Origin of the sequence: Kineococcus indalonis (assembly GCF_009906395.1) — a bacterium.
Lineage (GTDB): Bacteria > Actinomycetota > Actinomycetes > Actinomycetales > Kineococcaceae > Kineococcus > Kineococcus indalonis.
The window spans coordinates 1-11,621 of the sequence record NZ_JAAALM010000065.1 but is presented as its reverse complement, the minus strand read 5'-3'; the positions used below and the strand labels follow the sequence as shown (position 1 = coordinate 11,621).

Here is an 11,621-nt window from a genome sequence, read left to right as displayed (position 1 = left end):
GGGATGCTCGTGGCCGGGGCGGGCGCCCCGGCGCAGCCGCCCGCCGCCGGCGGCGCGCTGCCGGACGGCGCCCGCCCCGCGCTGGCGCTGCTGCGGGCGCCGCAGGAGCTGGCCGGCGCCCTGGCCCGCCTGCTCGGCGACGTCGTCGTCGTCGCCGACCTGGACGCCGCGCGCGCCCTGGTCGCCGCGCGCCCCGACCTGGTGGCCGCCACCCGCGACGGCGACGTCCTCTCCGCGCACCGCGCCGCCGGCGGGTCGGCCTCCGCGCCCAGCCTGCTGCAGGTGCAGGCCGCCGTCGACGAGGCCACCGACGCCCTCAGCGCCGCCGAGCACCGCCTGCAGCGCGCCCAGTTCGCCCTCACCAGCGCCCAGCACGCCCGCGAGCGGGCCGCCGAGCGCGTCGAGGCCGCCCTGGACCGCCTGCACGAGAACGACGCGCGGATGAACGCGGTCGCCGAGCAGCTCGCCCAGCTCGGCGCGGCCGTGCGCTCGGCGGCCGCCGAGGCCGAGCGCGCCGCCACCACCCGCACCCAGGTCGCCCAGCGGCTGGAGGCCGACCGGGCCCAGCACGCCGAGCTGGGCGAGCGCTTCGAGGCCGCCTCCGCCGCCCCGGAGGACGACGAGGCCGCCACCTCCACCGACGAGCGCGACCGCCTGGCCGAGCACGCCCGCTCCCTGGGCCGCGCCGAGACCGAGGCGCGCCTGGCGCTGCGCACCACCGAGGAGCGCGTGCGGGCCCTGGCCGGGCGCGCCGACGCCCTGGAGCGGCAGGCCGCCGAGGAGCTGCGCGCCCGCGAGCGCGCCGCCGCCCGCCGCGCCCGGCGCGCCGAGCAGGTGCGGGTGGCCGGGGAGGTGCGCGAGGGCGCCGAGCGCGCCCTGTCGCGCTGGGCGGCCTCCGCGGCGGAGGCCGCGCGGCTGCGGCAGGCCGCGGAGGCCGCCCGCGCCCGCTTCGACGAGGAGGTCGCCGGCGCCCGGCGCGCCGTGGAGTCCCTCACCGCCGAGCAGCAGCGCCTGGGCGACTCCCGGCACGCCGACGAGGTCGCCCGCGCCCAGCAGCGCTGGCGCATCGACCAGCTGCGCACCCGCGCGGTGGAGGAGCTGGGCACCGACCCGGACGTCCTGGTCGCCGAGTTCGGCCCCGACCAGCTCGTGCCGCCCTCCCCGCCGGCGCCGGGCGACCCCGAGCCGGACGGGGCGCCGCAGCCGCGCCCGTACGTGCGCGCCGAGCAGGACAAGCGCCGCCGCGCCGCCGAGCGGGCCCTGGCCCAGCTCGGCACGGTCAACCCGCTGGCGCTGGAGGAGTACGCGGCGATGGAGGAGCGCCACGCGTTCCTCGTGACCCAGTCCGACGACCTGAAGAAGTCCCGCAAGGACCTGCTGGACATCGTCAAGGAGGTCGACGAGCGCGTCGAGCGCGTCTTCGCCGAGGCCTTCGCCGACGTCTCCGCGCAGTTCGAGCAGGTCTTCCCCCGCCTCTTCCCCGGCGGCGAGGGCCGCCTGGTCCTCACCGACCCCTCCGACATGCTGACCACCGGCATCGAGGTGGAGGCCCGCCCGGCGGGCAAGAAGGTCCGGCGCCTGTCGCTGCTGTCCGGCGGGGAGCGCTCGCTGGCCGCGGTGGCGATGCTCGTGTCGATCTTCCGCGCGCGCCCCAGCCCCTTCTACGTGCTGGACGAGGTGGAGGCGGCGCTGGACGACGCCAACCTCTCGCGCCTGATCACCCTCTTCGAGGAGCTGCGCACCTCCAGCCAGCTCATCGTCATCACGCACCAGAAGCGCACCATGCAGATCGCGGACGCGCTGTACGGGGTGACGATGCGCGGCGACGGCGTGAGCACGGTCGTCAGCCAGCGGCTGCGCGAGCCGGCGCCCGCCTGAGCGGTCCCGGCGGCGGGTGCGGGGTCGGGTGCGGTGGCCGTGCGGTGACGAGATCGCGACCGATCGGTCACGGACCGGCAACACCGCCGCGGCGGAGTGGTGCGGGCGTGGCGCGCGGGGCACTGTGGACCTCGTGGTGCTGACGACCCTGATCGTGACGTTCGTCCTCGTGGTGGGGCTCGCGCTGGCGGTCCTGCTGTCCGTCGCCGCGCCGCCCATGCGCGCCCGGGGCAGCCGCCTGGTGGCGCGCCTGGACGCGCTGGCCGAGCGCTGGGCCCCGCTGCTGGTGCGCGCGGCCCGCCGCGCCCGCCTGCGCGCGGCCCGCGCCGCCGAGCACCTCGGCCAGCGCGTCGCCACCCACCGCGCCGGCTCCGCCGAGGAGCGCGGCGCGGCGCGCGCCCGCTGAGCGCGGCAGCACCCGCCCTGGCAGTCCGCCCCGCTCGACCCCGCGCACCCGCGCGTCGCTGACGCGGCGGCGGGCGCCGCCGCGTCCGTCTGGGAGGATCGGCGCCCGTGGAGACCCTGGACATCCTCATCGGCGTCGCCGTCCTGATCGTCCTGGCGGCGGTGGGGGCCGTGGCCGGGCTGGTGCGCCCCCGCCGGCGCCGCTCGTCGCTGCCGCGCGGGGCGGGGGGAGCCGGCCGCTCGGTCCTGGGCCCGCGCTCGGACACCGACCCCCTGCCCGGGGTCGGCGACGACGCGGAGGTGCCGCGGGACTCGCCCAGCCGGGCGGTGGACGTCGTGGAGCTGCCGGAGGAGCCCTCCGGCCCGCTCACCGAGCGCCCCGCGCCGGCCGCCGGGCGCCTGGTGCGGCTGCGCGAGCGCCTGGCGCGCTCGAACTCCGCCCTCGGGCAGGGCCTGCTGGCGCTGCTCTCGCGCGACACCCTCGACGAGTCCACGTGGGAGGAGGTCGAGGAGACGCTGCTGCTGGCGGACGTGGGCGTCGGGCCGACCACCGAGATCGTCGACCACCTGCGCGAGCGCGTGCGGGTGCTGGGCACCCGCGAGCCGGCGCAGCTGAAGGAGATGCTGCGCGAGGAGCTGCTCGCGGCGGTGGACGCCGGGCTGGACCGCTCCCTGGCCACCGAGCGCCGCGGCGAGCGCCCGGCCGTCGTCCTCGTCGTGGGCGTCAACGGCACCGGCAAGACCACGACGGTGGGCAAGCTGGCCCGGGTCCTGGTGGCCGAGGACAAGGACGTCGTGCTGGGCGCGGCGGACACCTTCCGCGCCGCCGCGGCCGAGCAGCTGGCCACGTGGGGCGAGCGCGTGGGCGTGCCCACCGTGCGCTCCGAGCGCGACGGGGCCGACCCCGCGGCGGTGGCCTTCGACGCCGTCAAGGCGGGCATCGAGGCCGACGCCGACGTCGTGCTCGTCGACACCGCCGGCCGCCTGCAGAACAAGGCCGGCCTGATGGACGAGCTGGGCAAGGTCAAGCGGGTCCTGGAGCGGCACGGCCCGGTCGACGAGGTGCTGCTGGTGCTGGACGCCACCACGGGGCAGAACGGCCTGCGCCAGGCCGCGGTGTTCTCCGAGGTCGTGCAGGTCACCGGCATCGTGCTCACCAAGCTGGACGGCACCGCCAAGGGCGGCATCGTCGTGGCGGTGCAGCGCCAGCTGGGCGTGCCGGTGAAGCTGATCGGGCTGGGCGAGGGGCCGGACGACCTGGCGCCCTTCGAGCCGGAGGCGTTCGTGGACGCGCTGCTGTCCTGAGGGCCGCGCACCCCGCCGGGCCCCGTCGCACCGCGTGCGGCGGGGCCCGGCGCGTCCCCCGTGCGGGGCATCGGCGATCACGGTGCGTGGGGCCGGGGCGACCCGCTGCTCCGGACGGGGGACGCGCCCGGGCGCGTAACACGAAGTTCACACGGGGGCGGCGCTCGTCACCGACGCGAAACACGGAGCGGTCGCGGGCGTAACACGGCGAGTCCACGGTGGACCCGCTCCACCGACCAGCCCGCGCCGCACCGCGCCGCGGCGACCCGTCCCCCCGCCGGCGCGCGCCGGCCTCGCGGAAGGCCCTGTTGCCCATGGACACCGGTGACACCGCCTGGATCCTCACCAGCGCCTCGTTCGTGCTGCTGATGACGCCCGGCCTCGCGCTCTTCTACGGCGGCATGGTCCGCGCGAAGAGCGTCCTGAACATGATGATGATGAGCTTCGGCGCCCTGGGCCTGATCGGCGTCCTGTGGGTGCTGTACGGCTACTCGATGGCGTTCGGGAACGACGTCGGCGGCGGGCTGCTCGGCGACCCGGCCGAGTACTTCGGCCTCAGCGGCCTCATGGGCGAGGGCAACCTCTCCGGCACCCTGCCCGGCATGGCGTTCGTCGGCTTCCAGGCCGTCTTCGCCATCCTCACCGTCGCCCTCATCTCCGGCGCCATCGCCGACCGCGCGAAGTTCGGCGCCTGGATGGTCTTCGCCGGCGTGTGGTCCACGGTCGTGTACTTCCCCGTCGCGCACTGGGTCTTCGCCTTCGACGCCGACGGCTACGTCGGCGGCTGGATCGCCAACCGCCTGGCCGCCATCGACTTCGCCGGCGGCACCGCGGTGCACATCAACGCCGGCGCGGCCGCCCTGGCCCTCGTCCTCGTCCTGGGCAAGCGCAAGGGCTTCGGCCGCGAGCCGATGCGCCCGCACAACCTGCCGATGGTCATGCTCGGCGCGGGCCTGCTGTGGTTCGGCTGGTTCGGCTTCAACGCCGGCTCGGCCGTCACCTCCGGCAACACCGCCGCCGTCGCCTGGGTCAACACCCTCGTCGCCACCTCCGCCGCCATCCTGGGCTGGCTGCTCACCGAGCGCTTCCGCGACGGGCACGCCACCTCCCTGGGCGCCGCCTCCGGCGCCGTGGCCGGCCTGGTGGCCATCACCCCGGCCTGCGCGGCCGTCAACCCGATCGGCGCCATCCTCATCGGCGTCGCCGCCGGCGTGCTGTGCGCGCTGGCCGTGGGCCTGAAGTACAAGCTCGGCTACGACGACTCCCTCGACGTCGTCGGCGTGCACCTCGTCGGCGGCCTGTGGGGCACGATCGCCGTGGGCTTCCTCGCCACCGACACCGCCCCCAACGGCGTGTCCGGCCTCTTCTACGGCGGCGGCGTGGACCAGCTGTGGCGCCAGGTCGTCGGCGCCCTCGCGGTGCTGGTCTTCTCCTTCGTGCTCACCTGGGTCATCGGCACCGTCATCCAGCGCACCGTGGGCTTCCGCCTGGACGTCGAGGACGAGGTCACCGGCATCGACCAGGTCGAGCACGCCGAGTCCGGCTACGACTGGGGCACCCTCGGCGGCGGGGCCCTGGGCGGCACCGCCCGGCCGACCGCCCGCCACGCCGCTCCCACCAGCACCTCGGAGGTCTCCGCGTGAAGCTGCTCACCGCCATCATCAAGCCGCACAAGCTCGACGACGTGAAGTCCGCCCTGGAGTCCTACGGCGTGCAGGGCCTGACGATCTCCGAGGCGTCCGGGTACGGCCGCCAGCGCGGGCACACCGAGGTCTACCGGGGCGCGGAGTACACCGTCGACCTGGTGCCCAAGGTGCGCGTGGAGGTCCTCGTCGACGACGTCGACATCGACGACATCGTCGAGGTGGTCGTCAAGAGCGCCCAGACCGGCCGCATCGGCGACGGCAAGGTCTGGACCCAGCACGTCGAGGACGTCGTGCGGGTGCGCACCGGCGAGCACGGGCCCGACGCCCTGTGACGCCCGCGCCCACCGCGGGACGGCTGCGCACGGCCGTCCCGCGGCCGCGGCGGGCCCCGCGGTGAGCGTGGACCTGCGCACCGAGCGCCTCGCGCTGGCGGTGCGGGCCGGTCGCCCCGGCCCGCACCGCCGCGCCGAGCTCGTGCAGCTCGTCGAGTCCCGGCTGCGCGACGTGTGGGACCGGGCCGTGGAGCCCCTGCCGCGGCTGCTGGCCGACCCCGACGGCCCGGTCGGCGCCACCAGCGGCGTCGCCCTGGCCTGCGTGGGGTCCCTGGCCCGCGGCGACTGCGGCCCCGCCAGCGACGTGGACCTGGTCCTGCTGCACGACGGGCGCCGGCTGGGTGCCGACGACGTGGCCGCGCTGGCCGACCGCCTCTGGTACCCGCTGTGGGACGCCGGCCTGCGCCTGGACCACTCGGTGCGCACCGCCCGGGAGTGCCGCGAGGTGGCCGCCGCCGACCTGGCCGCGGCCACCGGCCTGCTGGACCTGCGGGTGGTCGCCGGCGACGGCGGCCTGGTGGCGCGCACCCGCGGGCACCTGCTGGACGACTGGCGCGCCGGCGCCCGCCGCCGCCTGCCGCAGGTGCTGGACTCCCTCGCCGAGCGCGCCGCGCGCTGCGGGGAGCTGGCGTACCTGCTGGAGCCGGACCTGAAGGAGGCCCGCGGCGGGCTGCGCGACGCGATCGCGCTGCGCGCCCTGGCCGCCAGCTGGCTCACCGACCGCCCGCACGGCGCCGTCGACGCCGCCCACGAGGTGCTGCTCGACGTGCGCGACGGGCTGCAGACCTCCTCCGGCCGGCCCGGCGACCGCCTGGTGCTGGCCGAGCAGGACGCCGTGGCGGTGGTGTGCGGCTACGCCGACGCCGACCTGCTGCTGGCCGCGCTCGCGCAGGCCGGGCGCACGATCTCCGCGGCCGTGGACACCACGGCCCGCCGCGCCCGCCAGTCGGTGCCCTCGCGCCGCTTCCGCGCCACCGGCCGCCGCCCCCGGCTGCGCTCCCTGGGCCACGGCCTCGTCGAGCACGACGGCGAGGTGGTGCTGGGCGCCGGCGTGAGCCCCGCGGAGGACCCCGTGCTGCCGCTGCGCGCGGCCGCCACCGCCGTGCGCGCCGGCCTGCCGCTGTCGCCGGCGACCCTGGAGCACCTGGTGGCCGCCTGCCCGCCGCTGCCCGAGCCGTGGCCGCCGGCGGCGCGCGAGGCGCTGCTGGAGCTGCTGGCCGGCGGCGCCGCCCAGGTGCCGGTGTGGGAGCAGCTGGACCTCGTGGGCCTGGTGGAGCGCTGGCTGCCGGAGTGGAGCGCGGTGCGCAACCGCCCGCAGCGCAACGCCGTGCACCGCTGGACCGTAGACCGCCACCTCATCGAGACCGCCGTGGCCGCGCAGGCCTTCGTGCGCGACGTGCCCCGCCCGGACCTGCTGCTGCTGGCCGCGCTGCTGCACGACGTGGGCAAGGTGGCGGGCTCGCAGGACCACGCGCGCACCGGCGCCCCGCTGGCGCGGCGGGTGTGCGAGCGCGCCGGCCTGGACGCCGCGGACGCCGCGGTGGTCCAGCGGCTGGTCGCCGAGCACCTGACGCTGGTGGACCTGGCCACGCGCCGCGACCCGGACGACCCGCGCACCGTGGAGGCGCTGGTGGCGGCCGTCGACGCGCGCGCGGACGTGCTGGACCTGCTGCGCGCCCTGACCGAGGCCGACGCGCGCGCGGCCGGGCCGGCGGCGTGGTCGCCGTGGCGCGCCCGGCTCGTGGACGACCTGGTGGCCCGCGCCCGCGCCCGCCTGGCGGGCGAGCCGGTGCCGGCCGTGGCCGGCTTCGACGCCGAGGAGGAGGCCCTGGCCGCGCAGGTGGCCGCCGGCGGCGAGACCCGCGTGGACGTGCGCGAGGTGGACGGCTTCTTCGTGGTGCGCGTGGTCGCCCGGGACCGCACGGGCCTGTTCGCGGACCTGGCCGGGCTGCTGGCCGGGCACCGGCTGCTGGTGCGCTCGGCGCTGGTGCGCACCCTGGGCGGGGTGGCCGTGGACTCCTGGTGGGTGGAGTCGCCCGACGGCGAGGCGCCCTCGGCGGAGCTGCTGCGCCAGGGCCTGGACCGGATCGTCGCCGGCGACGTGGCCCTGCTGGACCGCCTGGCGGCCCGCGACGCGCGCACCTCGCGGCCCGGCGGCGGGGTGCGCTCGCTGGTGGCGCACCCGCGCGTGGTGATCCTGCCGGGCGCCTCGGAGCGGGCCACGGTGCTGGAGGTGCGCGCCGCCGACCGCCCCGGCCTGCTGCACGCCCTGGGGCGGGCGCTGGCCGCGGAGGGCCTGGACATCCGCTCCGCGCACGTGGCCACCTACGCCGCCCAGGCGGTGGACACCCTCTACCTGGCCGAGCCCGGCGGGGAGCTGCTGACCCCGCCGCGGGTGGCGGTGGCGGTGCGCGCGCTGTCCGACGCCGCGGAGGTGCCGGGCTGAGCGGCGGGCCCGGGCCGCGCCTCACGTAGGCTGGGGCCGTGTTCGCCACGCTCTCCGACCGCCTCACCGCGACGTTCAAGTCCCTGCGCGGCAAGGGGCGCCTGTCCGAGGCCGACGTCGACGCGACGGTCCGCGAGATCCGCCGGGCCCTGCTCGACGCCGACGTCGCACTGCCCGTCGTGCGGTTGTTCACCGCGCAGGTGCGCGAGCGGGCCCTGGGCGAGGAGGTCTCGCAGGCGCTGAACCCCGCCCAGCAGGTCGTCAAGATCGTCAACGAGGAGCTCATCGCCATCCTCGGCGGCGAGACGCGCCGGCTGCGCTTCGCCAAGAACCCGCCGACCGTGATCATGCTGGCGGGCCTGCAGGGCGCGGGCAAGACGACGCTGGCCGGCAAGCTGGGGCGCCACCTGAAGCACAACGGGCACCGCCCGCTGCTGGTGGCCTGCGACCTGCAGCGCCCCAACGCCGTCAACCAGCTGCAGATCACCGGCGAGCGCGCCGGCGTGGACGTCTTCGCGCCCGAGCCGGGCAACGGGGTGGGCGACCCGGTCGCCGTGGCGCGCGCCGGCGTGGAGCACGCCCGCCACCACCACTTCGACGTGGTGGTCGTCGACACCGCCGGCCGCACCGGCGTGGACGCCGAGATGATGCAGCAGGCGGTCGACATCCGCGCCGCCGTCTCGCCCGACGAGGTCCTCTTCGTCCTCGACGCGATGATCGGCCAGGACGCCGTGGCCACCGCCGAGGCGTTCCGCGACGGCGTCGGCTTCGACGGCGTGGTGCTCACCAAGCTCGACGGCGACGCCCGCGGCGGCGCGGCGCTGTCGGTGCGCCACGTCACCGGCCAGCCGGTGATGTTCGCCTCCACCGGCGAGAAGCTCGACGACTTCGAGCTGTTCCACCCCGACCGGATGGCCTCGCGCATCCTGGACATGGGGGACGTCCTCACCCTCATCGAGCAGGCCGAGAAGGCCTTCGACGCCGACCAGGCCCAGGCCATGGCGGCCAAGTTCGCCGCGGACGAGGACTTCACCCTCGACGACTTCCTGCAGCAGCTCAACGCCGTGCGCAACATGGGCTCGATCAAGAAGATGCTCGGGATGCTGCCCGGCATGGCGCAGGTGCGCGACCAGCTCGACGCCTTCGACGAGCGCGAGTTCGACCGCATCGAGGCCATGGTGCGCTCCATGACGCCGCTGGAGCGCCGCCAGCCGCGCATCATCAACGGCTCGCGCCGCGCCCGCATCGCCGCCGGCTGCGGGCAGAGCACCTCCGCCGTCAACGACATGCTCGAGCGCTTCGGGCAGGCGCAGAAGATGATGCGCCAGATGCGCAAGGGCCTCGGCGGCGGCCTGCCGGGCATCCCGGGCGTGCCCGGCGTGCCCGGCGGGGCCTCGAAGAAGCAGAAGGCGCGCACCGCGGCCGCCAAGGGCCGCAAGGCCAAGTCGGGCAACCCGGCCAAGCGCGCCGAGCAGGAGCGCGCGGCCGCCACGCGCGCCCTGACCGCCAAGGAGGACGCCGGCTCGGCGTTCGGCGCGCCGCAGGCGCCGGCCGAGTTCGACCCCTCGCAGCTGGACCTGCCCAAGGGCTTCGACAAGTTCCTCGGGGGCCGCTGAGCCCGGCGCCCGCCGTGACCGCGCTCGAGGCCCTGCACCTGAGCGGCCCGGTGCTCACCGGCCCGCAGCAGGTGCGCGGGCAGGCGTGGGTGCTGGGCGGGCGCCTGACGTTCGAGCGCCCCGCCGGGGCCACCACGACCGAGGTGCCCGGCTGGGTGCTGCCCGGCCTGGTCGACGCGCACTGCCACGTGGGCGTCGGCCCCGCCGGCAGGGTCGACGACGCCACCAGCGAGGCGCAGGCGCTGACCGACCGCGACGTCGGCGCGCTGCTGCTGCGCGACGCCGGCTCGGCCTCCGAGACGCGCTGGATCGACGCGCGCGAGGACCTGCCGCGCATCGTGCGCGCCGGGCGGCACATCGCCCGCACCCGGCGCTACCTGCGCGGGCTGGCCCACGAGATCGAGCCGGAGGACCTCGTGGCGTTCGTGCGCGCCGAGGCCCGGCGCGGCGACGGCTGGGTGAAGCTGGTGGGCGACTGGATCGACCGCTCCCGCGGCGACCTCGCGCCGTGCTGGCCCGCCGAGGTGCTGCGCGCGGGCGTCGAGGCCGCCCACGAGCTGGGCGCGCGCGTCACCGTGCACCACTTCGGCGAGGAGGGCGTGGAGGACCTGCTGGCCGCGGGCGTGGACGGCATCGAGCACGGCACGGGCCTGACCGCGGCCACGGTCGAGGCGGTCGCGGCGCGCGGGGTGGCGGTGGTGCCGACCCTGGTCAACATCGCCACCTTCCCCGGCATCGCCGCGCGCGGGGAGGCGAAGTTCCCCGCGTACGCCGCGCACGTGAGGCGGTTGCACGCGCGCCGGTACGCCACGGTCGCGGCCCTGCACGAGGCCGGCGCGCCGGTGTTCGCCGGCACCGACGCCGGCAGCGTCCTGCCGCACGGGCTCGTGGTGGACGAGCTGCACGAGCTGGTCGCCGCCGGCCTGCCGCGCACCGCCGCCCTGGACGCGGCCACCTGGTCCGCGCGCCGCTGGCTGGGCCGCCCGGCGCTGGAGGAGGGCGCGGGCGCGGACCTGCTCGTCCTGGACGGCGACCCGCGCGCGGACCTCGGCGTGCTGCGCGCCCCGCGCGCGGTGGTGCTGCGCGGGCGCGTCGTGGCCGGTCGCGCGACCGGTCCAGCCGCCGGCTGAGCGCCCCCGGGGCCGCCCGGAGGAGGGGTCGAGCGCAGCGCGCGACCTCTGGCACAATGGCGGGTGCACCCGAACGCCCAGGGACCCTCTCACCCGGGGACGTTCGCGTCCACGAGCACCACCTGCCGGCGTCCCCACACCGGGCGGTGGCCGCTCACCCTGAACAGAACCGGAGACTCCCGCACGTGGCTGTCAAGATCCGACTGAAGCGCCTCGGCAAGATGCGCTCGCCGCAGTACCGCGTCATCGTCGCCGACTCGCGCTCCAAGCGCGACGGTCGCGCCATCGAGGAGATCGGCGTGTACAACCCGATGACGCACCCCTCGACCATCGAGATCAAGTCCGAGCGCGCGCAGTACTGGCTCGGCGTGGGCGCTCAGCCGACCGAGCAGGTCGCCGCGCTGCTCAAGGTGACCGGCGACTGGCAGAAGTTCAAGGGCACCAAGGGCCAGGAGGGCCGCTACCAGCAGCCCTCCACCACCACCAAGCAGGCCACCTCCGCCGCCCCGGCTCCGGCCGCCGCTGCGGAGACCCCCTCCTCGGAGTCCTGACCCGGTGCTCGCGGACGCCCTCGAGCACCTCGTGCGCGGCATCGTCGGGCACCCGGACGACGTGCGCGTGACGTCCAAGGCGTCGCGCCGCGGCTCCCTGCTCGAGGTCCGCGTGCACCCGGACGACCTGGGCCGGGTCATCGGCCGCTCGGGCCGCACGGCCAAGGCGCTGCGCACCGTCATCGGTGCCCTCGCCGCCGGCCGGCAGGTCCGCGTCGCCCTCGTCGACGTCCACGAGCAGCAGGGTGTCGCGCAGGGCCTCCACCGCGGTGCGGTCGGCGACCCCGTCGAAGGCGACGAGCAGGGTGCCGG

Annotated in this window: 9 protein-coding genes and 1 pseudogene; all 10 read left to right on the top strand. The window is 77.0% G+C overall.

The genetic code is table 11. The annotated features are described in order from the left end of the window. Positions 1-1,878 (top strand): AAA family ATPase (locus tag GTR00_RS05500; protein ID WP_166610630.1); only part of this gene is annotated, 1,878 nt, incomplete at its 5' end. Between the two features lie 133 nt (positions 1,879-2,011). Then, the gene (locus GTR00_RS05495) at positions 2,012-2,284 is read left to right on the top strand and encodes a hypothetical protein (RefSeq protein ID WP_166610629.1); all 273 of its coding nucleotides are present in this window, start codon (positions 2,012-2,014) and stop codon (positions 2,282-2,284) included. 116 nt (positions 2,285-2,400) lie between these two features. Beyond that, positions 2,401-3,588 (top strand): signal recognition particle-docking protein FtsY, encoded by a 1,188-nt coding sequence (gene ftsY / locus GTR00_RS05490; RefSeq protein ID WP_166610631.1) that lies wholly within the window; start codon positions 2,401-2,403, stop codon positions 3,586-3,588. 314 nt (positions 3,589-3,902) lie between these two features. Then, positions 3,903-5,231, top strand: coding sequence for an ammonium transporter (locus tag GTR00_RS05485; protein WP_166610628.1), 1,329 nt, complete (start codon positions 3,903-3,905; stop codon positions 5,229-5,231). Further along, positions 5,228-5,566, top strand: coding sequence for a P-II family nitrogen regulator (locus tag GTR00_RS05480; protein ID WP_166610627.1), 339 nt, complete (start codon positions 5,228-5,230; stop codon positions 5,564-5,566). The genes GTR00_RS05485 and GTR00_RS05480 overlap by 4 nt, the downstream gene beginning before the upstream one ends. 67 nt (positions 5,567-5,633) lie before the next feature. Next, the gene (locus tag GTR00_RS05475) at positions 5,634-8,012 is read left to right on the top strand and encodes a [protein-PII] uridylyltransferase (protein WP_166610626.1); all 2,379 of its coding nucleotides are present in this window, start codon (positions 5,634-5,636) and stop codon (positions 8,010-8,012) included. Between the two features lie 38 nt (positions 8,013-8,050). After that, on the top strand, positions 8,051-9,628 hold the full coding sequence (gene ffh, locus GTR00_RS05470; protein ID WP_166610625.1) for a signal recognition particle protein: 1,578 nt from the start codon (positions 8,051-8,053) through the stop codon (positions 9,626-9,628). Between the two features lie 14 nt (positions 9,629-9,642). Beyond that, complete coding sequence (locus GTR00_RS05465) at positions 9,643-10,758, top strand: amidohydrolase family protein (RefSeq protein WP_166610624.1); 1,116 nt, start codon at positions 9,643-9,645, stop codon at positions 10,756-10,758. 185 nt (positions 10,759-10,943) lie between these two features. Beyond that, positions 10,944-11,309, top strand: coding sequence for a 30S ribosomal protein S16 (rpsP, locus tag GTR00_RS05460; protein ID WP_166610623.1), 366 nt, complete (start codon positions 10,944-10,946; stop codon positions 11,307-11,309). A gap of 4 nt (positions 11,310-11,313) precedes the next feature. Next, a pseudogene (locus tag GTR00_RS05455) lies at positions 11,314-11,547 on the top strand (RNA-binding protein); the annotation flags it as partial. Between the last annotated feature and the right edge of the window lie 74 nt (positions 11,548-11,621).

Coding starts and splice junctions, on each gene's coding strand:
- GTR00_RS05485 (WP_166610628.1), top strand. CDS start 3,903: ATGGACACCGGTGACACCGCCTGGATCCTCACCAGCGCCTCGTTCGTG.